Raw genomic sequence first — 22,895 nt, forward strand, 5'->3', positions numbered from 1 at the left:
TATGCTCGAAAAAGCGTTAGTTGGAGATAAAAAATACTGGACCTGGGTGCTCTTTCTTATGGCAATCATTGCCACCGGCTTCCTATTCTATCTCAGGCAACTCGGGTACGGACTGGGAATCACCGGATTGAGCCGCGATGTCACCTGGGGATTTTACATCGCCCAGTTTACTTTTCTGGTTGGCGTGGCTGCCTCCGCTGTGATGGTAGTGCTCCCATATTACCTTCACAATTACAAGATGTTCGGCAAGATGACCATCCTCGGAGAATTCCTCGCCATCTCGGCGGTTACCATGTGCATACTCTTCATCACCGTTGACCTCGGGCAACCTATGCGAGCATTTAACCTGATTCTGCACCCGTCGCCCAGTTCGGTTCTCTTCTGGGATACCATTGTCCTGAGCGGATACCTGCTGCTCAACGTTATAATCAGCCGGGTCACTCTGGAATCGGAGAGGAAAGGGATAAAGCCCCCCTCCTGGATTAAACCGATTATAATTCTCTCTATACCGTGGGCAATCAGCATTCATACCGTGACCGCATTTATATATAGCGGACTGGGCGGACGCCCCTTCTGGTTCACCGCAATCTTGACCCCGCGCTTCCTGGCATCGGCTTTCGCTTCCGGTCCGGCGTTTCTTTTGCTGGTTGTCTTCATTGTCCGGAAATTCACCCGGTTCGACCCGGGCCGCGAGCCGATTCAGAAACTGGCGCAGATTATCACCTACGCTATGCTTCTCAATCTCTTTTTCATACTGCTCGAAGTCTTTACCGCTTTTTACAGCCGCATTCCCGACCATATGACCAGTTTCCAGTATCTCTTCTCTGGTCTCGATGGTCACAGCAAACTGGTCCCCTGGATGTGGACTTCGGTTACGCTCGGAGTTCTGGCGGCGGTGCTTCTGGTTAACCCCAAAACACGTCAGAACGAAAAATGGCTAATCTTCGCCTGCGCCGCGGTGTTTGTTTCTATCTGGATTGACAAGGGAATAGGTATGGTGGTAGCCGGCTTTGTTCCCACCCCCTTAGGCGCCATCACCGAATATTGGCCTACCTTCCCGGAGACTATGATTACCCTGGGAGTCTATGCTCTCGGATTTTTGATGATTACAATTTTTTATAAAATCGCCCTCTCGGTGCGCGGAGAAATTTCGACCTGATGCTCAGCCGGTCGTCAAACAGGATGGGGGTTGTTGCGGCAACCCCCTAATCATTTATGAAACCTGAAAAAACCACTTCTGATTTTGTCATTGTCGGCGGTGTCGCCGCCGGTCCCAAGACTGCCGCCGTCCTTGCCCGACGTCTGCCGAATGCCTCCATCACTCTCTTTCAAAAAGGCGAGCGGCTCTCCTACGCCTCTTGTGGTCTCCCCTATTTTGCCTCAGGCGATATCGACAGCATCGATTCTCTGATGCGGACATCATACGGCGTTCAGCGTGACCGGATTTTTTTTCGCGATACCAAAAGTTTTTCTGTTGTCACCGGCGCTGAAATCATTCGGATTGACCGCAATAAGAAAGCTATAACGATAAAGGATACCGCTTCTGGTGAAACTTATAATCATAACTACGGCAAATTAATCCTGGCGACCGGAGCCCGACCGAACCCGCTTCCTTTTCCTGTCCCCGATTCGCCGCTGATTAGACATTTTACCACACCTGATGATGCCCTCCAGTTCCGTTCCCTGGCGGAAAGAGGGAAAATCGGAAAAGCGGCAATTATTGGCGGCGGATTCATCGGATGCGAAGTTGCCGAGGCTACCGGCGGCATCTGGGGCATTGAAACGACTCTCATTGAAAAAGAAGAGAACCTTCTACCCTATATCTTTGACCCGGAAATCGCGGCCGTTATTGAAAGAGAGTTGACCCGCAAGGGAATTATCGTCAAGACTGCCGCGGAAATTAAAGAAGTCACAGTCGGCGCCGATTCCCCGCTCGCGCTGCATCTTTCCACTGGAGAGATTATCTCTTCCGACTATCTCTTTCTTTGTCTGGGCGTAAGGCCGGAAACCGTCCTGGCTAAAGAAGCCGGTCTGGAAATAGGCCGCAGTGGCGGCATCAAAGTCAACCGCCACCTTCAAACCAGTGACCCCGATATTTATGCCGGCGGCGATTGTATCGAATCGACACATCGGCTCACCGGCGCGCCGATTTTCCTTCCTATGGGCTCTCTCGCCAATCGGCATGGCTGGGTAATTGCGGAAAACCTCGCCGGAAATCCGACCGAGTTCAACGGTGTCCTGGGAGCCTTTCTGCTCAAAGTCTTTGACCTGAATGTCGGCGCCGTTGGGCTGTCGGAATCATCATCGCTCAGAAGCGGGATTGAAGCTGACTCCGTTGTGGGAAGTTTCGCCGATAAACCGGACTACTATCCGGAAAGCAAGTCATTGACGGCAAAAATGGTCTATGAAAAATCTGGCGGCAGGCTGCTTGGATTGCAGGTCGTTGGAGCCGGGGATATTTGCCGACGAATCGATCTCTTCTCTTCCTTTCTTTTGTGGCAGGCAAGACTTCCTGACCTTCTCTCGTTCGAACATGGATATGCCCCTCCCTATGCCGAAGCCCTCGACCCGCTTCATCAACTGGCATCTCTGGCGCTGGCGCAAAGACGCGGATTGAAAGTCCTCAAACCTGCTGACTGCCATTCCGGCCATCCCCTCTGCCTTGATGTCCGCGAAGAATCGGAATTTATGATGGATAATGTCGAACGCGGGGTTGATTTGGCACCCGAAGTCCTCAATATTCCGCTGGGGTCGCTCCGTGCCCGGCTGGATGAACTGCCGCGCGACCGAAAAATAATTGTTGTCTGTAAACGCGGTCCCCGCTCTTATCAGGCGGCGCTGATTTTGACTGCTGCCGGGTTCAAAGACGTCGCCATACTCGGCGGCGGGGTGCAGGGATTACTCTGATAATTATGAATAACTGGCATCTATATCTCTGCGGCATCAGTCACAAGAATTCATCGCAATCGCTCCGGGAACCGTTGCAGTTTCAACCCGACCAGTTAGCTCGCGCTAATACTTGTTTCAGTCAGATTCATGGCGTCAGGGAATCGCTTATCCTGTCCACCTGCAATCGGATTGAATTTTATTTCACCGCCGGAAGTCGTCATGACCCCCTTGCCATTGTTGCCAAATTCTATGAGTCATTTTGTCAGCTCGGTATCGATTCCGTCCTGCCGCAATTTTATCTCAAGAAGGATAAGCATACCGCAGACCATCTCTTCCGGGTCGCCGCCGGGCTCGATTCGATGGTCATCGGCGAGAATCAAATAGTCAGTCAACTGAAAGATGCTTACAGCTCCGCCTGCGCTGTCAAGACCGCCGGCAAGGTAATCCACCGACTTTTTCACCAGGCTTTCCGAACCGGTAAACAGGTTCGTACCGATACCGATATGGGCAAAGGCGCCTGCTCGGTCAGTTCCGCCGCGGTGGAATTGATAAGAGAGAGATTGGGAGAACTCGACGGCGTTAAAGTTCTTATGATTGGTGTAAATCAGATGATCGCCCTCGCCGCAGAGGGGCTGAGCGCCGCCGGTTGCAACAATTTTGTTTTTGCCAACCGCACCCCGGGAAAAGCCGCCCTCCTTGCTGCCAGATTCGGCGGCGAGGTCTGCTCTCTTGATACCCTTACGGAGGCTCTGTCCAGGGTGGACCTGGTTTTTACCTGCACTGCCTCGTCTGAGCCGCTCCTGACTGATGCCGTTATGGACAAGGTCCGGGAAAAAATCTCTTCCACGCGCCTTACCATCGTCGATATCGCTCTCCCGCGCGACACTGCCATCACCCTGGAAAAATTCCCCGGTCTTGAAATATTTGACCTCGACGCCGTCAAACATTTCGTAGAAACTGAGCAGGTCAAACGGGAGTTGGCGATTCCTCAGGCGGAAGAGATTATCGGGCGTAAGCTGGAGCAGTTTACTTACTGGTTTACTCACATCCGCCAGGAGCCTATATATAACGGGCTGGAGGATACCTTTGAATTAATTCGCAGAGAAGAATCAGAGTCGCTGCTGGAGCGTCTGCCGGATAATCTTCGCGAGGAATTTGACGCCGCCTTTCGACGTCTTACCGCGCGCCTTTTGCAGATGCATATTCGCGCCTCACAACCATCACAGAAAACGGAGTGAATCTGATGACATACAAATATCTTCCTGTCAGTCTTTCTCTTGAAGGAAAGCGCTGCCTGGTCGTCGGGGGCGGCAATGTGGCGCTGCGCAAAATAGAGACTCTTCTGGAATACAATGCCGCTCTCACCGTCGTTGCCATTGAGCCGGTGGAAAAACTTAACTACTACGCTGAAAAGGGGAAGTTGAGGCTGGAAAAGCGTGAGTATCAGTCCCCGGAGGCATCGCGCTATGACATCGTTATTGCCGCATCAGATTCGTTGGAGTCCAATCAGGTTGTCGCCCGCGACTGCCGCGAGGCGCATGTTCCCATTAATGCCGTCGATAACCCCGACCTGTGCGATTTTATCTTTCCGGCGATTCTGCGGCGCGACTGCCTTACCGTGGCGGTCTCTACCGACGGCAAAGCACCTTTCCTTTCCGGACATTTGCGGCTGATTCTCGATTCGGTCTTCCCGGAGCGTTGGGCAAAAATCGCGCACTATGCCGCGCAGTTCCGCAATATGGTCTTCTCGCGCTGGAAAGACAACCGCACTATGAAATTGAAAGCCTACGGGCGGTTCCTTGACGCCGACTGGAAACAGATGACTAACGACCTTGATGACAGTCAGATTGAAATCGCCCTTGAAAAAATGCTGGAGGAGTGACCGCTTGTATGAATAACGGCAAGACTGGCGCCGTTTTCTTAATCGGCGCCGGACCGGGTGACCCCGACCTTATCACCGTCAAGGGGAAACTTCTTCTGGAAACCTGCGACGTGGTTGTTTACGACAATCTTGTCCCTGATGAACTGGTTGTCTCTCTGCCGTACGGAAGGGAAAAATATTATGTCGGCAAACGCGCCGGCAAACATTGTTATTCCCAGGAGGATATCAATCATCTTCTCCTGAAATTAGCCCTGGAGGGAAAAAATGTCGCCCGTCTCAAGGGAAGCGACCCGCTGGTCTTTGGCCGCGGCGGCGAAGAAGCCAAATTCCTCAAGAAAAATGGAATCAAGTTTGAAATCGTCCCCGGCTTGACTTCCGGTATCGCCGGTCCAGAATATGCCGGTATCCCCCCAACCGACCGGGAACTTAGCTCTTTTGTGCTTCTGGTGACCGGTCATAAGGCTCGTGAAAAAGAGGCTTCCAATGTCCCCTGGGACTGGGTCGCCCGGGCAAAAGGAGGAACCATTGCTGTCTATATGGGGGTCACTGAAATCAACCGGATAGTTTCGACCCTGCTGGAGTCGGGTATGAACCCCGAGACTCCCGCGGCAGTAATTGAGAGAGCCACTTATCCCTCTCAGCGAATCCTCACCGCTTCTCTGAAAACACTCCCTTCCGTCGTGATTGAAAACAAAATCAAACCACCGGCGCTGTTTGTATTCGGTGAGACCATCAGATTGCAGCCGGTGGTGGAATGGCTCTCCCATAAACCGCTTCTCGGACTCCGGGTGATGATTACCCGCGCCGCGGACCAGTCGCAGGAAATGTATCGCAATTTCCGATGGTTAGGCGCTGAAGTGCTGACCTATCCCACCATAGCCACTGTCCCCTTCCAAGACCGCGCCGCATGGCAGTCTCTTAGCGAAATCCGTTCCGCCACAAAGTGGCTGGCATTCACCAGCAGCTCCGGAGTCCGCAATTTCATAGGGCAATTCACCGAATACTTCAGCGATATCCGCCGTCTCGCCGAATACCGGATTGCCGCCCTCGGTACAGGTACCGCCCGCGTCCTCAGCAGGTACAGTCTCCGGCCTGATTTCATTCCCAGCCGTTCGGTGGTATCGGAATTTGCCGCTCAGCTGGGTGCCGCCATTGGTGACGTCGATACCACGGTCATACGGGTTCGGGGTGAGCTCTCCGATAAAACCTTTGAAGAGATTTTGACCGGCAAGAATATACCGGCGCTCCCCCTGACTGTCTATCGAACCCTATTCACCGAATGGCCTGATGATTTCAAGGACAAACTGTTCGAATTTCCCCCGTCGGTGATAATATTCACCAGCGAGACGACCGTGGATGGCATCCTCAAGAATCTGACGACAGAGGAATTCACTCAACTGGCCCGGCAGGCGACAATCGTTTCGATGGGGCAGGCGACCGCCGCCAGGTTACGACAAATGGGAATTAAGATAGCCCTTGAGCCCAAAGGGCAGAGTATTCAGAGCCTGATTGATGAACTCTCCCGTCATCTAAAATCAGAGCGGTAGACGAGCTCAGGCGCTTATATCGACTTTGGTGACTCCCTCAACCTTAGAAACGACATCTTTGATATCGTTGCGCCAGATTTCGCTTCCATAAACCGGCGCCATTCCCCGCACCGTTACCAGACCCGTCGCCGAATCGCACTCTACCCTGAGATCCATCCCCCGTGTGCGCGGTGAGCGCACCAGGTGGGCAAATATCACCGCCCGCAGACGGGCATCGCGTATCTGCTTCAAGGATGTCTCGTCCAGTTTGAATTCCGGCCTTTCTGTGGCGCAGCCTATTATGCCGGCAATCGTATCGATGCTCATTCTGTCCAGGTTCAGAATCAGGTCAAAATTCATATTGCTGTTGAAATCTACGCCGTACAGAAATTTCGCCCAGCTGACTCTCTTATTGTCGATTTCCCTGATATGCTGCTCCGCCTGTACTTCAGTCATCCCCGATTCTTTCATCAGATTATTGATGCGGAACTGCACCGAGGCATTGGCGCGGACACGCAGCAGTTTCGGGACATCACTCAATAGAAACTGCCCGAGATGCCCGTGATACACGGCGCAACCTTCGACAATTTTATCCATCAGCGCCGCTTTGAATATGGTCAGGTAATAACGTCGCTGCGGAGCATGACGATCCCAGAAATGCGGCGGCTCTTTCTCCATAATTCCGACCGTCCCCAATCCGGTTTCTTCGATACCGTATTTGGATGCATACTTAAGGACATCTTCCCGCGAAACCACCTTGCACCCGATTGTGTCCGACAGCTTTTGGGCAAGCTTAAAAGTGGCGCTCAACGAACCGCGAGTGATAGTGATAATCGGCATACCTGCCTCCCCATAGTCTTATTGACAAAAAACAAGATATTTTCAGGCTCGGAGTAATATATAAATGTCAGACCGAATTTCAATAATCAATGATTGTTATTTTCCTTTCTGAGACCTAAAAGCAGTCTGACAAAAATCAAAATAGTCATACTTCCTGCTGAACCCATTACAAAATATGCCGCAAGCGTTTTCATAACGGCAATATCGAGAACTTCCTGCGCCTGTTTAAGAGCAACCGATATCCCGGCAAAAATTATCATCACGGCAAATAGCAGCCGGATGCCGTATCCTTTGATATATTTGGTTGCCATTACGCCGATCTGCGCCCCAACCGCGGCTCCAATTAGCATAAGCATGGCCGCGGTCAATTCCGTTCGGCCCGACAAAGAATAGGTAAAACAGCCATACCCCGACATGAAACAGACGCTCAGAAGCGAGGTCCCTACCGCTACGGTCGTCGGACATCCCACCATATAAATCAACGCCGGAAGCAGAATAAATCCCCCTCCGACACCCATGAATCCGGAAAGAAAACCGGTCAGCAGGAATATAAGAAAAACTACCCAGAACGATATTTGAGTAATCCCCGACGCCGGCAATGCTATCATGGGGGGAACAGAAATTCGTCTTAAGCGAACCGCCATCGGGGCCGTCACTTCAATCGGCTGACGCCCTTCCCCTTCCTGTCGGTCAAGCCTCTTCTGAATTCGCATGGCGTTGATGTAATCATATACCATATAGAAGCCAAGACCAAAAAGAAAAATCATATATACCCAGCGCACCACTGTGCCGACGTCGCCGGTCCGCTCCAGCATAAGAACAAACCTCTTCCCCGCTTCGATGCCGGCAATAGAACCAATAATGGAGAAGAGACCGAGGCGCCAGTCAACGTTTCCCAGGCGACTATGCTTTTTTGTAGCGATAATCGATTTTCCAAAAATATGCGCCAGGTCGGTGCCTATGGCAAATGGCATGTTGAATCCGAAAATATTCAGGGCCGGAGTGACAATCCAGGCTCCGCCGACTCCAAAAAAACCGCCCAATGTTCCGACACAAAAACCAATCGCGATAAGAATCAGGATATTAAATTCTATTCCGGCAATCGGCAGGTATATGTTGAATATGGTCATATCGTCCCGGTACTCTCAGAGGCTCTTTTTGACTTTGCGGAATCCGATCAACCGCAGGAGATAATCGGTAATTAGCGCCACCAGTATTCCCAGAAGCGCCATCGTGGCAGTAACTATCAAAGCATAGAGCAGCCGGTGTTCGTTATATAAATCCGCCAGAAAAAGGCTCAGGCCGCTTAAACTGTCGGTGGGAACGACATATTCCAGGTCGCCCCCTTCCTCATGGTCATCGCCGGCGGAAAGAATCAAAGGGAAGAACAGTATCGATGCTAAAATAACAGCCAATAGCGCCGTCGGCTTCCGAAGAAACCAGCTTCTCATCGACATCTCCCAGAAACCTCCCGGTAAAAAAATTTCCGATTAACTGCGGGGCTCGCGTTTTATCATTCGGGCATGCGTCAGCGCCAGTGAGCGATAAAACATATGGGCGAATTTCGAATACGGCGCATACCACAGCAGGAAGAATACTATCACCAGGTGGATATAATAAATGGAATAAGCAATATATGCCGTATCTGCCAATCTCAAGAACTGCGTCAGAAGCCCCGTAATGAAAACCAGATAAAGCATCACCAGGAATAACCAGTCGGGATAACCGTTGGCGCCGACTTGGTCTTTTCCGGTTATTCTCCGAAACACAAGCATGGTCAGCCCCACAAAACCGGCAAATCCGCTGATATTCCCCAGCCATTTTATCGGGTGCGTTAACGGTATCGGCGGGTCAAGGTCTATCAGAACCAGCGCCATCACCGCCAGACCGGCGGTTATCATGGCGCCGATAAATCCAAAGAAAACCAGAGCATGCGCCAGAAAGCGGGCATTGTTTGCCTCGCACCGGCTGAAGCGCATATGTGAAATGATATCTTTAATGGTGATTAGCACCGCCGGTATGAAACCGATTGAGGAACTTCCCGGCTGGGATGGCTGAATCCCCTTCCAGAATTTCCATAATCCCATAAAGGCAAAAAGGAAAATCAGAATATTGCCGGAGATAAACATCATCTCAAGCCAGCCGTGCGGCAAAAATTTCGAATAGACAATTTCCGTTTCCATGAATGCAAAATTGCCGCCGGTGAAACTGTACATCATGGCAAATATGGCAATCATCGGAACCAGCAGCAGCAACGGAAGCGCCCGGGGATTCGCCAGGGCTTTCCCCATAAAGGAAGGAAAGGAATAGTACTTGTAGATATATGCCCGAATCGCCGCCAGAACATCTCCGGGCCTTGCCCCGCGCGGGCAGTAAGTTGAGCAATCATTGCACTGATAACAGAGCCAGAGGTCCGGGTCGCGCGAAAGTCGCTCCACCTGTCCCCACTGCGCCATAATCATCTCTTTGCGGGGGAACGGATTTTCCGACGGGGATAACTTGCATACCACTGTGCAGGTGGCGCACTGGTAGCACTTCTTGAGGGTCTCGCCCCCGGCTTTCTTTACTTCTTTGATTAGATTAATATCTGGGTCAGCCGACCGAATCTGAGTCATTTAGTCTCTCCCAAAAGGACGTCATTTCTCGTCGGTTAAGATGTCGCGGTCAAATCTGTCTTACCGGAATAATAGAATTCAGACTGAATCGTGTCAAGCACTTTTGTTACTTTTTTCACAATGATTATTATATTTTATCGGCATTCCGGACTCATTAATATATCTGGCGCTTTCCCCCTAAAGACAATCGACGGAATTGATAATCCATATAACTTTGTAGTCTTTGGGCGGCCTTGTTCTGTGCCCCATCCGGCCGTTTTGCTAATCTATTATTCCCAATCATCTTACCTGTCTTGAACGCAGACTGCCCGCAGACCGATATAAAATATGACAAAGCGGATATTTTCCCTCTTATTTTCGCCGATTTAAAAAAAACATCATCCCCCACCGCATTCCCGCTTCCGGTAAAATTACGATATTTTTTGTCGATATTATACTATTATGTCGATTATACCCAATATTTCTCTTGACAGGGCTTGTGAAAAAAGTTACATTCTTAGCACCATGCGAGATAGACGGGAAAATAACCAAATCAAACTATAGCTACGAAAAGGATTGTGAAATATATCACATTCTATTTATAATATCTCAATGAATAATAGATCACTTTTTGTCTCTAAACTTTAGCGCAGGAATCCACGATGGCAAAATCAAAACTGATTTCCCCTCACGGAAGTGACACGCTCAAGATTCTTCTTCTCGAAGGTAAGGCGCGCGAGGAAGAACTCAAGAGAGCCGAAAAACTTCCCAAGGTGGTTATGAGCTCGCGCGAAACCGGCGACCTCATCATGCTCGGCATTGGCGGTTTCACTCCGCTCGAGGGATTTATGGGTCAGGCTGACTGGAAAGGGGTCTGCCAGGATATGAAAATGTCCAACGGACTCTTTTGGCCCATTCCTATCACCCTCTCTCATGACAGCAAAATAAATCCCGGAACCGAAATCTGCCTCGTTTCCGGCGAGACCAACGAAATCATGGGGACGATGAAGGTCACTGAGTCGTACAAAATCGACAAGGAATTCGAGTGCAAGCATGTCTTCATGACCAACGACCCGGAGCATCCGGGAGTCAAAATGGTAATGGAGCAGAAGGAATGGAACCTTGCCGGTCCCGTCAAGGTGCTTTCTGAGAGCTACTTCCCTACCGAGTTCAAAGGCATCTACCAGCGTCCCGCCGAAAGCCGCAAGATATTCGAGGAAAAAGGCTGGAAAACGATTGCGGCTCTGCAGCTGCGCAATCCGATGCATCGCTCCCACGAATATCTGGCTAAAATCGCCATTGAGGTCAGCGACGGTATCTATATTCATCAGCTGGTCGGCAACCTGAAACCGGGCGACATTCCCGCCGATGTTCGGGTGAAATGCATCGACACTCTGGTGGAGCTTTACTTTGTTAAGGACCGCGTTGTTTGCGGCGGCTATCCTCTCGATATGCGCTACGCCGGTCCCCGCGAAGGTCTGCTGCACGCCGTTTTCCGTCAGAATTTCGGCTGCACTCATATGATCATAGGTCGCGACCATGCCGGAGTCGGCAATTATTATGGTCCCTTCGACGCCCAGGATATCTTCTTTAAGCTCTGGGATGGCGCTCTGGAATGCAAAATGCTTCCTATCGACTGGACCTTCTGGTGCTTTAAGTGCGGCGGTATGGCTTCCATGAAAACCTGCCCGCACGGCAAGGAAGACCGTCTCTTCCTCAGCGGCACGGCTCTGCGCAAAGGTCTGTCGGAGGGAGGCGATATTCCGGCCGAATTCAGTCGCAAGGAAGTTCTGGACATCCTTCGGGAGTACTATGCCAGCCTGACCGAGAAGGTAGAAATCAAAATGCACGGTCATGCTACCGGCGACGCTGAGATAAAAAAGAAATAAATAACAGTAACCGTTAACAGTAACGAACCAAACAACTCAAGAGGAACAAATGCCAAGCTATGTAAACCCAGAAAAATGTGATGGGTGCAAAGCGCTGGACAAAACCGCTTGCCAGTATGTCTGTCCGAATGACCTGATGGTTCTTGATAAGGGCAAAATGAAAGCCTTCAATCAGGAGCCGGAGATGTGCTGGGAGTGCTACAGTTGCGTAAAAATCTGCCCGGTTCAGGCAGTGGAAGTGCGCGGCTATGCCGATTTTGTCCCGATGGGCGCTAATGTAACCCCGATGAGGAGCTCTGACTCCATTATGTGGACCGTCAAGTTCCGCAACGGAATGATGAAACGCTTCAAATTCCCCATTCGCACCACTCCCGAAGGACAGGCCAAGCCGAATGGCGGATACGCTACCGCTCATAACGACCTGAACAGCCAGACCCTGGCGCAGGAACCGGAAGCGTTGAGAATGAACGAAGTTTATACCATCAAGTAAGAGAAGGAAGGATGATTTAATATGGCACAGAATTTCGAAACTGTGAATGTAACGACCGACCTTCTTATCCTTGGTGGAGGTATGGCCGCCTGCGGGGCGGCGGTTGAAGCCTCTTACTGGGCAAAGAAACATGGATTGAAGGTCACTCTGGTTGACAAGGCGGCCATGGACCGCTCCGGCGCCGTGGCAATGGGCCTCTCGGCTCTTAACCAGTACGTCGGTCTCACCGAAGGCAAAAACACTGTGAAGGACTATGTCGATTATGTCCGGATGGACCTCATGGGCATAATTCGGGAAGACCTCGTCGCCAATATCGCCCGCCACGTAGACTCCACTGTCCACCTCTTCGAAAAATGGGGACTTCCCATTTGGAAAGATGAAAAGGGCGGATATGTTCACGAAGGTCGCTGGCAGCTGATGATTAATGGCGAGTCGTACAAAGTCGTCATCGCGGAAGCAGCTAAGAACGCTCTGACAGAAGCCGGCGGCGAGTATTTCGAGCGCGTCTTTATCACAGAGCCGTTAATGGATGGCGACCGTGTCGCCGGCGCTATCGGCTTTAGTGTCCGCGAGAACAAGTTCTATATCTTTAATGCCAAAGCCACTATCGTCGCCATGGGCGGCGCCGTTCACGTTTTCAAACCGAGAAGCACCGGTGAAGGTCTCGGTCGCGCCTGGTACCCGCCGTGGAACTCCGGCTCCAGCGCCTATTTCACTCTCCGCGCCGGCGCTGAAATGACCAGCCAGGAAATCCGCTTCATCCCGGTTCGCTTCAAGGATGCCTACGGTCCGGTTGGCGCCTGGTTCCTGCTCTTCAAATCGCAGGCTACCAATGCCATGGGCGGAAACTATATGGTCGAGCGCGTCAGCGAACTCGAAAAATGGAAACCATACGGATTGGTAAAACCGATTCCGGCTAACCTCCGTAACTGGCTCGGCATGATGGATATCATGGAAGGCAAAGGTCCCATCTACATGCGCACCGAAGAAGCGATTAACAAAATCGCCTCGGCCGCCGGTGATGAGAAAGAAGCCAAAAAGAAACTTAAAGAACTCGAATCCGAAGCCTGGGAAGACTTCCTCGACATGACTATCTCGCAGGCTATTCTCTGGGCCGCCACCAACGTGGAGCCGGAGAAGAAATCTTCCGAAATCGCCGCTGCCGAGCCGTACTTCATCGGTTCCCACTCCGGCGCCTCCGGCGCCTGGGTCAGCGGTCCCGAAGACCTGCAGACATCCGAAACCAAGAAGGAATACTTCTGGGGTTACAGCCATATGGCGACTGTCAAAGGTATGTTCTGCGCCGGTGACGCTTCCGGAGCATCTTCCCACAAATTCTCCTCCGGCTCCCATGCCGAGGGCAGAATTGTCGGAAAAGCCGCCGTCAAGTACATCGTCGAGAACAACTCGCTTCCGAAGATCGATAACGCCAAAGTAGAAGAACTGAAGAAGCGCGTAATGAAACCGCTGGAGACCTTTGACCAGTTCAAGAACGCCTCCACCGACCCGGACATCAACCCCAATTACATTCGTCCCAAGATGTTCATGTTCCGTTTGCAGAAAATCATGGACGAATATGTTGGCGGCGTCTCGGCCCAGTTCTCCACCAACAAAGCGAGCCTCGACCGCGCTCTGGAACTTCTCGGCTATCTTAAAGAAGACAGCGAGAAACTGGCGGCCAAGGACCTCCACGAGTTGATGCGTTGCTGGGAAAATGTCCAGCGTCTCTGGCAGGCTGAAGCCCATGCCCGCACCATTCTCTTCCGTCAGGAAACCAGATGGCCCGGCTACTATCGCCGCGCCGATTTTCCCACGATGGATGAAAAGAACTGGCATTGCTTCGCTAACTGCCGCTGGAACCCTGATAAGAATGAATGGGAAATGATCAAGCGTCCCATGCTCCACGTCTATCCCAAGGCGCAGGAACATGAGCTGCTTGGTGGCTGATATCTGAATGTGAAACAGGGTATCGGCCCTGTTTCACCTGAATATGCCGTGATTTTCAATGGCGAGTCCTCCGGGCGTGACCGGCGCCTGGGGGACTTATTTTTTTGGATGAATCGCCGCCGACTTTTGCCGTTGCTCTCGCCGGAAAGATGATTTATCTTAAGGAGAAAGACAGGAATAATGATATGACTTCCGATGCCAATATCGCATGCCCTCACTGTGAAAAGAAAATGTCCCTTTGGGTCCCCCCGCCGGAATCTTCCTGGGGACCCCAGCCGCAATTGGTCTGTTTCAATGACGAATGCCCTTATTATGTTCGCGGCTGGGAATGGATGCGCACTCAATTCAACCAGAACTGCTCGTACCGTCATCGCTTCAACCCGCAGACAGGCGAATCGGGTCCATTGCCCGTCTGGTCACCCGATGCCCTTAAATCCGGCATCATAGATTAAAGGCCGTCTCCTATGCAAGAAATCGAACGCTTCAAAGAAGCCATATTAAAAGAATATCCCAGGATGTCGCTGGAGGACCGCTTCTCTTTCCGCTGTCACAAAAACGTTCCCTGCTTCAACCACTGCTGCGCCGATGTCAATATTTTCCTGACCCCGTACGACATTATCCGTCTGCGCCGAAATCTCAAGCTCTCTTCTGATGAATTCCTGAGCCGTTATACCCTGGCGCCCTTTGATAAAAATCTGAAATTTCCCGTCCTCATGCTCAAAATGAATGAAGATGACTCCAAAGCCTGTCCCTTCGTTACCGCCGCCGGCTGTGGCGTCTATAACGACCGTCCTTGGGCATGCCGGATGTATCCGGTCGGCATGGCGTCGCCGAAAGAAAGCGAATCGGGCGGCGACCAGGATTTTTACTTCATTCTTCGGGAAGATGTCTGCCATGGCCATAAAGAAAAGCAGGATTGGTCAATCCGGGAATGGGTCACCGACCAGGGGATTGACGAATACAACGAGATGGGAAAATATTTCAAGGAATTGACCCTGCATGACTTTTTCCTCAAAGGCGGCACCCTCGACCTGCAGAAGATGGAAATGTTCTTCATGGCGTGCTATCATCTGGACCGCTTCCGCAAGTTCCTCTTCGAAAGCACCTTTTTCGAGCGCTTTGAAATTGACAATGAAGAGAAAGCCCGCATAAAGGAAGACAACGTTGAACTGATGAAATTCGGCGCCAGGTGGATTCGCTTCGCGCTGTTTGGCGAGCGGACCATTAAAGTCAAACCGGAGCGGATGAAACCGCAGTCTTAGCGATTTCTCTTCTTTTGGGCAGGCCAAAGCCCCGCGTCAGTTGGCGTCCGTTGCGGAGGAAATTTTGACTGGCGTTCCTTTCAGCAGGATGCCGGTGGCGAAATTATAATATTCTATCTCGCACTCGCGGACATTCAGGGGCACCTCACTCCAATCGCCAAGCAATCCCGCTCTTTTCATCGCCACCGTCGCCCAGACTGACTCTTTCAGGTCGGCCGCTTTCAGTGATTGCTGCAGTTCTCCGCGATAACTTCTGATAGTATCCGGGAACCGTCCCGATATTCGCGCCATCGCCCGGCAGATTCCTCCCCCGAACGGTTCAGTTTCGAGATTCGAAACCAGAAGCGGAAGATACTCCCCCTGCAGCGACGGCAGATTATAAAGGATTTCTCCAATCGCTTCCGGCGCATACCAGCCAATACTCCCCGATTCATCATTCATGCTCCAGAGAAGCTGCCGAATCAAACGCCGCAGCGGCTCCAATCCTTTTTCCCCCATCTTCATGCTCACCCGCCCCAGCCCTTCAATCGTCCGCCAGACCACCAGCCGGTCGCTATCATATAGAAGAGAACTGAGTGTCCTGAGAATATTCTTATCCTGCGTTGCATACTCCCCCAGCCCCGCAAAGTCGCGTCTTTGGAGTATCGACCGAACCTCTTCCTTCCTTCTCTTATTTCTTGATGATGCCAGCGACAGGCTTGATTTAGTCACTCCCTTACTCCCTTCCCCTTACTTGTTCTATCCCAGAGCCACGTCTAAAGCCATCATCACCGCAAACCCCAGCATAACACCCGCGGTTGCTTCGTGCGAATGCTCCCGCTGCGATTCAGGAACCAGTTCCTCCACCACCACAAAAATCATGGCTCCCGCGGCAAACGCCAGGGCGTAAGGAAGTATCGGCTCGGCCAGTATTACCGCTACTGCTCCCAAAACGCCGGCGATCGGCTCCACTACCGCCGAAAGCTGCCCATACCAGAAACTCTTGAAACGACCAACCCCTTCCCTTCTCAGCGGCATAGAAACAGCCGTTCCTTCCGGAAAATTCTGTATCCCGATGCCGAGCGCCAGCGCCACCGCGCCGGCGAGCGACGCCGATGGCAAATCGGCCGCCAATGCCCCAAAGGCGACTCCCACCGCCAGACCCTCCGGGAAATTATGCAGCGTAATCGCCAGAACCAGAAGTGTCGTCCGGCGCCATTTAGTCTTTATTCCCTCGGCCGCCTCCGTCGGCAGAAATAGATGCAGATGCGGCAATGTTCGGTCTATCAATCTTAAGAATATCCCCCCCGCCAGGAATCCCACTACCGCCGGAAGCCAGCCCGGAATCCCTTTCTCCTCCGACATTTCAATAGCCGGCGCCAGCAATGACCAGTAGCTTGCCGCCACCATTACTCCGGCGGCAAATCCAAGCATCCCGTCCAGCACCCGACGACTCAACTCTTTTGCGAAGAAGACCGCCGATGCCCCCAGTGCTGTCATTAACCATGTAAAGCAGGTAGCGAGAAACGCCTGCATTATCGGATTCAATTCCTTGAAGTATTCAACCATAAGTCTCCTTTATCGCTGCAATATATTGATTAATCATAACAATACGAACAGTTTTGACCAATTTATCACCCTTTTTTGATTGGACGGCTTATCCTTATAGTCTCGTTCAAATCGCAAATATCTACTATCATGTATATTTATTTTTGCCAGAGTTCTTCATTAATTGCAGACAAATTTGTACAGATAAAACCGGCACTCCATCATAATTATGGTATTGCGGATACAGATTTCGGCGATTTTTCTTGACAAACTCTATCGGCTGTAATATTATAGGTTAGTTTCGCAGTATCTAAAGTGAAATAAGAGCACTTTTGTCAGAATTCATGCTCTTCGTTTATTTGTCAGGCTCATTAAACAGATGTTTTATTCGCAGCCGCGATATGGATTCAGTATCACGTTATGACAACACCCGCTAACCCTAAACCTTTAACCTCTAACCTTTGACATGAGGAGGTCTGGCCCATGATTTATCTCATTGACCCGGCTGAAACGATCAAAGGGGCGTGCCCCAAGAAGTGCGCGACTCTCTGCGGCATTCTCTGCGCAGTGAAGCCGCTTTATGGCGTTCCCATTTGACGTCACTCTCTCGTTTTTCGCAACCTTTTCTGAGGAGGAGAAGAAATGATTTATCTTGTTGACCCGTCGGTATCCAGAGATGCCTGCACTCTCAAATGCTCGACTTACTGCGGCATTAAACCTTGCTACGGCGTTCCCCCGGGACCGATTGAACTGTAATAGTTTCTGTCAACCTGAATTCATCCTTGTTTGACCAGTTTAGTGTGGAAGGTTGTGAGTTTGTGTAAGGCGGCGTCATAACTGACTTTTTCCAATGTGGCGCCGCCTGTTTATTAATAACTAACTTCAGTTTTTAAGGAGGTGAAGGAATGATTTATCTCATCGACCCCACTGCCGCGTCAAAGGACGTCTGCCTTAGACTGTGCGGTACCTATTGTGGGATTAAGCCGTGCTACGGCGTCCCGCCGGAGGAAATCTAACTTCAAATGCGGAGGAGATGAGAATGGTTTATCTCATTGATCCAAATGCGGCGGTAAAGTCAGTTTGCACTTTTCTCTGCAAACTTTACAGACCGCCCACACCGTTATACGGCTTACCGCCGGATTGATGTGTAAGGCGTTATTGCCAAACGGAGTTTGAATGATTTCATCGATGGAGAGGGGCGACTCTCTCCATCAAGAAATGAAAAGACCGACCATTATGCACAAACTGTCACAATACAACCAGTTTCAGCCCTGGTTTGACGGCTATTACATAGCCTATAATGCCCGTTCCGGCGCCGTGGCATTGATGACCGCTGACAATTACTCTCTCTTTACCGATATCGCCCGCAAACTCCAGAGCGGCGATGCCAACTTCGACACCGAAGAGCAGAAACTTTTGACACAACTCAAATATGGCTCCTTTGTGGTCGATGACGATTTTGATGAATTCGAAACTCTCAAATTCACTCATCAACTGGGTCGTTTCGATTCCACTTCTCTGGGGCTTACTATTGCCCCCACGATGGCGTGCAACATGGCTTGCCATTATTGCTTCGAGGAAAACAAGAAGGGCAAGATGTCCTCAGCGGTAATTGAAGCCATCATTTCTTTCATCGAAAAACAGGCGCGCCAGCTCAAGAAACTTGAAATTGGCTGGTACGGCGGAGAACCGCTTCTCGCCATGGATGTCATCGAAGACCTCATGCTCTCCGTTAACGACCTCGCCGCGGAATATAAACTGGAGTGCGGCTCTTCTATAATCACCAATGGGTATCTTCTCCATCGGGAAAATGTCGAGCGGCTGAGTCAGCTCAAAGTTTCGAGCGCTCAGGTCACTCTTGATGGCCCCGCTCGGCTTCATGACCAGAAACGTCCCTTGAAAAACGGCAAGGGAAGTTTTGAGACCATCCTCGAAAATCTAAAATATGCTTCAACCCGAATCGGCATCGGCGTCCGGGTCAATGTCGACAAGTCATTCACCAAAGAGACTATTCAGGAGCTTCTGGGAGAGCTCGCTGATGCTGGTCTGCGTGAACGGGTCGGCGTTTATTTCGGACAACTGGAGCCGGCGACCACCGCCTGCGCCAATATCTCCGAAAGCTGCTATGATACCGCCGGATTCTCCCAGATTGAAATCGAATATTACCGCCTTCTTCTGGAGAACGGCTTTAGAATAGATAAGCTTCCCGCGCCGGCAGTTACTTTCTGCATGGCGCAAAATATTAACGCCTTTCTTGTCGACCCCGATGGCGAGCTGTACCGCTGCTTCAATTACGCCGGCGACAAGAAAATGTCGATGGGCAATATCCGCAACGAAATTAACTATCAGCATAAGAACTTTCTGCATCTCTTTCGCTACGACCCGTATGCTGATGGCGCATGTCGGGAATGCAATCTTCTCCCCGTTTGTGTCGGGGGATGTCCCTCCCGGCGCGCCGACCGCGACATTCCCCGGGAATTGCTCTGCGACAATTGGAAACATAATCTGGCGCCGATGCTTGAAATAATCGCCCTTTCACGGCAACAAGCGGCCGCTGCCGCCAAAAAGGAGTAACTATGCTCGAATATAACGGCTTCAAAATTTTTCCCCAGTCTGTTATCTGGGAAATCACCTTTGCTTGCAATATGCGCTGCCTCCACTGCGGCACCTCGGCGGGGAAGAAACGTCCCGATGAACTGACCACTGATGAAGCGCTGAAACTGATCGATGAACTCGCCGCCAATGGCGCCGAAGGTATTACTCTTTCCGGCGGTGAACCGCTCATGCGCGAAGACTGGCGACTCCTTGCCAGGCGAATCAAGGAAAACGGCGTTCAGGCATATCTCATCACCAACGGCCTGGCCGTCACCCCTCAAATAATTGACGACTTCGAAAGCCTCAATTTTGGCGACATCGGGGTCAGTTTTGACGGCACCGAGAAGACTCATAATTACATCCGCCAGCGCGACGACAGCTGGAGCACCGCCTACGGCGCCCTGCAGATGATGGCAAAGAAGGGAACTTTCAAGTTCTGCGCCGTGACCCAGGTCTCCAACATGAATCTCGGCGAACTCCGTCAGATTAAACAGCTCCTGGTCGATGCCGGCTGCAGGCTCTGGCGTATCCAGATGACCACCTCCACCGGAAGAATGAAAAGTCTTAAAGACCTGATTCTCGGCATCGAGAACTACCCCAGGATGGTCGACCTGATTCTGGAGTTCCAGAAGGAAGGCGATATCAATATTGATGTCGGCGAGAATATCGGCTATTTCGGATGCAAAGGAAGTGAACTGCTTCAGGGAATGCCTTATTTCGGCTGCTATGCCGGCACCCGCGTTGTCGGTATCGAGTCCAATGGCAATATTAAAGGCTGCCTTTCCATGCCGGAAGAATTTGTTGAAGGGAATATCCGCGACTCCTCTTTCACCGAGCTCTGGCATCGTCCCGGCGCTTTCGCTTATAACCGCCAATTTACCCGGGAGACCGCCAGCGGTGAATGCCGCGAGTGCCGTTATCTCCCGCTCTGTCGGGGAGGATGTACCACCACTTCCGTTTCCGCAACCGGGCAGCGCGCCGACAATCCTTATTGCATGTATCGCATCGAGAAAAAACAGGGGATTGTCTGCAAGGACAATGAAATCATAACCAATCTGTTGGACCAGATTAACGCCGGCGCAGAGAGCAAGACCACTTAATGGAGTCTAAAGCTCCATCTATATATCTCGTTTACCCGTCCTGCTTCTACTATCCGGACTGGATGGAGAAGGTGGAGATGAAAACATCTCAACTTCTCCTGGCTTCATTCCTCTCCCGGTATTACCCGGTGGAATACGCCGATTTTGAATATGCCATTGGCCGTCCCAATAGCGTCGTCCAGATTAAACGCTTCGAACGGAAAGTCCGCGACCTGTTCGAAAACTGCCGTCACAATATCCTGGCGATTTCCTGCTGGACCAGCCTCTCCTACCAGGCTACCCTGACTATCTCCCGCATCTGGCGCGAATTGTACCCGGATAGATTAATCATCGTTGGCGGCTACCACGCCTCTGCCCGCCCTGACGAATTTCTCACCGCAAATAATCTCATCGATTATGTCATTTGCGGCGAAGGGGAACTGGCCCTCAAAGAAATCGCCGACGCCTTTGTCGCAGCCGGTCGGCCGCCTGCCACAACCGTTATCAAAGCGCCCTCTGTCCGTGAGGATAATTTTGTCGGTTACAACTGGGATATTGTGGACCGCTTTATGAGCGAGTACTTTCCCAATGGACCCGGTAATATCTATCTCTATCTTTCCCGCGGCTGCCCTTTCGGTTGTTCTTTCTGCATGGAGCCGCTCAAAGACCGGAAATGGCGCGCCTACACCCCCGAATCTGCCTTTAAGGAGCTGGAGACAGCCATCGCTCGCTTCAAGCCCTACGGTGTCGCTTTTGCCGATGCCTGCTTCGGGATGAGACCGGGCTGGCGCAAGGAATTCCTCCGCCTGCTTGCTGACTCCAAACCCCGCGCCTGGATTGTCATTGAGACTCGCCCCGAATATATTGATGACGAAGATATCGAGCTGTTCGCGCAGTTCAAGACCGAGATACAATTCGGCGTCGAAAGCTGCTCGCCCGAAATGCTGCTTCTAATGAAAAAGACCCGACAGCCCGATAAATTTCTGGAGCGTTTCCGCGAAGTCAGTCATAAGTTATCGGCCCGCGGCGTTCTCCACCGGGCAAATCTTATCTTTAATCATCCCGGCGAAACCCGGAAAACTCTTGAAGAAACCTATGGTTTCATCGACCGTGAACTGGAGAATCGGAATTCTTACCTTATGTGGGCCGCCCACGGCTATATGCATTTTCCCGGTTGTGAACTCGATTCCAATAAAGCATATTATGAGAAGAATTTCGGAAGCCGCTTCCTTCGGCCCGAATGGTGGAAGGAGAATGACGACCAGTACTATGCCAGCATGCAGTTTATTCCTTCATCTGACCTGGGGGAAGAGAATCGCGGTCTCTGGGAGAAGATGATGGCGGATAGAAGAGAGAAACTGAAATCAGCCCTTGCCCCGCGAGCCTTCCGCTTTGCCGCCAACAAGTATTTCCTCGACTGGAAAGTCGACCCCCGCTATGAAGAAGTTTAGCCGGCTTTGGGGATATCTCAAACCTTACTGGCATCTGGAGCTGCTCGCCTTTCTGGTGATGGCTCTCCTGGCCGGATTGGCTCTGGTTCTCCCCGGCTCTGTTCAGTATTTGATTGATGACCTCATTCCTTCGTTGACCGAACAGCCCAATGCCTCCGACAATTTTCGCAAAGTCATCTACTTCGGCCTCTTTCTGGTCGGTATCTATCTGGCTAATGTCCTGTTCTCCTGGCTCCGTGACTATCTCGCCGCCTATATCGGCGCCAATATCATCGCCGACATGCGCTCCCAGCTCTTTCGCCATCTGGAAAATCTCTCCTTGCGATTCTTCCAGACCCACCAGGTGGGCGAAATCATGTCCCGCTGCCTGTCCGATATAAACCAGATTCAGGGATTATTGACCTCAACTCTGCTTGTCTTTCTGACTAACATCCTGATGCTTGTTGCCATTGTCATTTATCTGCTTACCATAAATCCCCTCCTGACTCTTATCGCCATTGTGCCGGTTCCTCTGACCATACTCTTTTCCCATATTTTTGGCAAGAAGCTGCATTTAATCGTTAAAACTCTTCAGGAGACGGTCGCCCGACTGTCGGCGCGATTGCAGGAATCATTTCTCTCCGTAAAGACAATTAAGGCGTTTGGCCAGGAAGAATCAGAAAAAAAGAAAGTCGATGCAATCCTGAAGAAACTGACCGGCTTGTATGTCCGAACCAGCACCACATCTTCCCTGTCGGTTAATCTGGTGCACTTTATCAATATGCTGGGTCCGATCGTCGTCCTCTCCTGGGGTACGTACCTGATTGCCGGCGGCTCCATGAGACTCGGTGCCCTGATGGCTTTCTACATGCTTTTGACTTACTTCTATTCCCCCATCCAGGATTTGGCGTCGGTCAATATTCAGGTGCAAACGGCGATGGCGTC

The 22,895-nt window shown here is 51.3% G+C and carries 20 protein-coding genes; 14 read left to right on the plus strand and 6 right to left on the minus strand.

Annotated features, from left to right (window positions below; genetic code table 11):
- Nucleotide 1 precedes the first annotated feature (1 nt).
- The 5 genes from dsrP to cobA are packed head-to-tail and all read left to right on the plus strand — an operon-like array spanning nucleotide 2 to nucleotide 6,318.
- Complete coding sequence (dsrP, locus tag AB1690_12945; protein MEW6016211.1) at nucleotides 2–1,159, plus strand: sulfate reduction electron transfer complex DsrMKJOP subunit DsrP; 1,158 nt, start codon at nucleotides 2–4, stop codon at nucleotides 1,157–1,159.
- Nucleotides 1,160–1,215: 56 nt separating this feature from the next.
- A complete protein-coding gene (locus AB1690_12950) occupies nucleotides 1,216–2,907 on the plus strand; it encodes an FAD-dependent oxidoreductase (protein MEW6016212.1) in 1,692 nt (563 codons plus the stop codon).
- Nucleotides 2,908–2,912: 5 nt separating this feature from the next.
- Entirely contained in the window at nucleotides 2,913–4,127 is a 1,215-nt protein-coding gene (hemA, locus tag AB1690_12955) for a glutamyl-tRNA reductase (GenBank protein ID MEW6016213.1), read from the plus strand.
- A 5-nt stretch (nucleotides 4,128–4,132) separates the two neighbouring features.
- On the plus strand, nucleotides 4,133–4,771 hold the full coding sequence (locus AB1690_12960; protein MEW6016214.1) for a bifunctional precorrin-2 dehydrogenase/sirohydrochlorin ferrochelatase: 639 nt from the start codon (nucleotides 4,133–4,135) through the stop codon (nucleotides 4,769–4,771).
- An 8-nt stretch (nucleotides 4,772–4,779) separates the two neighbouring features.
- A complete protein-coding gene (gene cobA / locus AB1690_12965) occupies nucleotides 4,780–6,318 on the plus strand; it encodes a uroporphyrinogen-III C-methyltransferase (GenBank protein ID MEW6016215.1) in 1,539 nt (512 codons plus the stop codon).
- 6 nt (nucleotides 6,319–6,324) lie between these two features.
- Here cobA and AB1690_12970 read toward each other — a convergent pair whose 3' ends face one another.
- The 4 genes from AB1690_12970 to qmoC all read right to left on the minus strand — a co-directional run bounded on the left by AB1690_12970 (nucleotide 6,325) and on the right by qmoC (nucleotide 9,752).
- Entirely contained in the window at nucleotides 6,325–7,137 is an 813-nt protein-coding gene (locus AB1690_12970) for a cytidylate kinase family protein (protein ID MEW6016216.1), read from the minus strand.
- An 86-nt stretch (nucleotides 7,138–7,223) separates the two neighbouring features.
- Nucleotides 7,224–8,267 (minus strand): sulfite exporter TauE/SafE family protein, encoded by a 1,044-nt coding sequence (locus AB1690_12975; protein ID MEW6016217.1) that lies wholly within the window; start codon nucleotides 8,265–8,267, stop codon nucleotides 7,224–7,226.
- A 15-nt stretch (nucleotides 8,268–8,282) separates the two neighbouring features.
- The gene (locus tag AB1690_12980; protein ID MEW6016218.1) at nucleotides 8,283–8,588 is read right to left on the minus strand and encodes a hypothetical protein; all 306 of its coding nucleotides are present in this window, start codon (nucleotides 8,586–8,588) and stop codon (nucleotides 8,283–8,285) included.
- A gap of 39 nt (nucleotides 8,589–8,627) precedes the next feature.
- On the minus strand, nucleotides 8,628–9,752 hold the full coding sequence (gene qmoC, locus AB1690_12985) for a quinone-interacting membrane-bound oxidoreductase complex subunit QmoC (GenBank protein ID MEW6016219.1): 1,125 nt from the start codon (nucleotides 9,750–9,752) through the stop codon (nucleotides 8,628–8,630).
- Nucleotides 9,753–10,393: 641 nt separating this feature from the next.
- On the opposite strand from qmoC, the gene sat reads away from it, so the two are divergent.
- The 5 genes from sat (at nucleotide 10,394) to AB1690_13010 (ending at nucleotide 15,319) form a co-directional block, all read left to right on the plus strand.
- Nucleotides 10,394–11,620, plus strand: coding sequence for a sulfate adenylyltransferase (gene sat, locus AB1690_12990; GenBank protein ID MEW6016220.1), 1,227 nt, complete (start codon nucleotides 10,394–10,396; stop codon nucleotides 11,618–11,620).
- 49 nt (nucleotides 11,621–11,669) lie between these two features.
- Nucleotides 11,670–12,110, plus strand: a complete 441-nt coding sequence (aprB, locus tag AB1690_12995) for an adenylyl-sulfate reductase subunit beta (protein MEW6016221.1) — start codon at nucleotides 11,670–11,672, stop codon at nucleotides 12,108–12,110.
- A gap of 21 nt (nucleotides 12,111–12,131) precedes the next feature.
- The gene (gene aprA / locus AB1690_13000) at nucleotides 12,132–14,057 is read left to right on the plus strand and encodes an adenylyl-sulfate reductase subunit alpha (GenBank protein ID MEW6016222.1); all 1,926 of its coding nucleotides are present in this window, start codon (nucleotides 12,132–12,134) and stop codon (nucleotides 14,055–14,057) included.
- 104 nt (nucleotides 14,058–14,161) lie between these two features.
- On the plus strand, nucleotides 14,162–14,509 hold the full coding sequence (locus tag AB1690_13005; protein ID MEW6016223.1) for an ogr/Delta-like zinc finger family protein: 348 nt from the start codon (nucleotides 14,162–14,164) through the stop codon (nucleotides 14,507–14,509).
- A gap of 12 nt (nucleotides 14,510–14,521) precedes the next feature.
- Complete coding sequence (locus tag AB1690_13010) at nucleotides 14,522–15,319, plus strand: YkgJ family cysteine cluster protein (protein MEW6016224.1); 798 nt, start codon at nucleotides 14,522–14,524, stop codon at nucleotides 15,317–15,319.
- Nucleotides 15,320–15,355: 36 nt separating this feature from the next.
- On the opposite strand, the gene AB1690_13015 is transcribed toward AB1690_13010, so the two are convergent.
- Nucleotides 15,356–16,030 (minus strand): DVU0298 family protein, encoded by a 675-nt coding sequence (locus AB1690_13015; GenBank protein ID MEW6016225.1) that lies wholly within the window; start codon nucleotides 16,028–16,030, stop codon nucleotides 15,356–15,358.
- Between the two features lie 27 nt (nucleotides 16,031–16,057).
- Nucleotides 16,058–16,867, minus strand: coding sequence for a ZIP family metal transporter (locus AB1690_13020; GenBank protein ID MEW6016226.1), 810 nt, complete (start codon nucleotides 16,865–16,867; stop codon nucleotides 16,058–16,060).
- 1,155 nt (nucleotides 16,868–18,022) lie between these two features.
- Between AB1690_13020 and AB1690_13025 the strand changes: the two genes are divergently transcribed.
- From AB1690_13025 to AB1690_13040, 4 genes are all read left to right on the plus strand, one after another.
- Nucleotides 18,023–19,420: a radical SAM protein gene (locus AB1690_13025; GenBank protein MEW6016227.1), complete on the plus strand. Its 1,398-nt coding sequence runs from the start codon at nucleotides 18,023–18,025 to the stop codon at nucleotides 19,418–19,420.
- Between the two features lie 2 nt (nucleotides 19,421–19,422).
- A complete protein-coding gene (locus tag AB1690_13030; protein ID MEW6016228.1) occupies nucleotides 19,423–20,541 on the plus strand; it encodes a radical SAM protein in 1,119 nt (372 codons plus the stop codon).
- The gene (locus AB1690_13035) at nucleotides 20,541–21,971 is read left to right on the plus strand and encodes a radical SAM protein (protein MEW6016229.1); all 1,431 of its coding nucleotides are present in this window, start codon (nucleotides 20,541–20,543) and stop codon (nucleotides 21,969–21,971) included. The genes AB1690_13030 and AB1690_13035 overlap by 1 nt, the downstream gene beginning before the upstream one ends.
- Nucleotides 21,958–22,895 (plus strand): ABC transporter ATP-binding protein (locus AB1690_13040; protein ID MEW6016230.1); only part of this gene is annotated, 938 nt, incomplete at its 3' end. The genes AB1690_13035 and AB1690_13040, both read left to right, overlap by 14 nt.

The sequence above is a fragment of the Candidatus Zixiibacteriota bacterium genome (assembly GCA_040753495.1).
In the GTDB taxonomy this organism is placed as follows: domain Bacteria; phylum Zixibacteria; class MSB-5A5; order GN15; family PGXB01; genus DYGG01.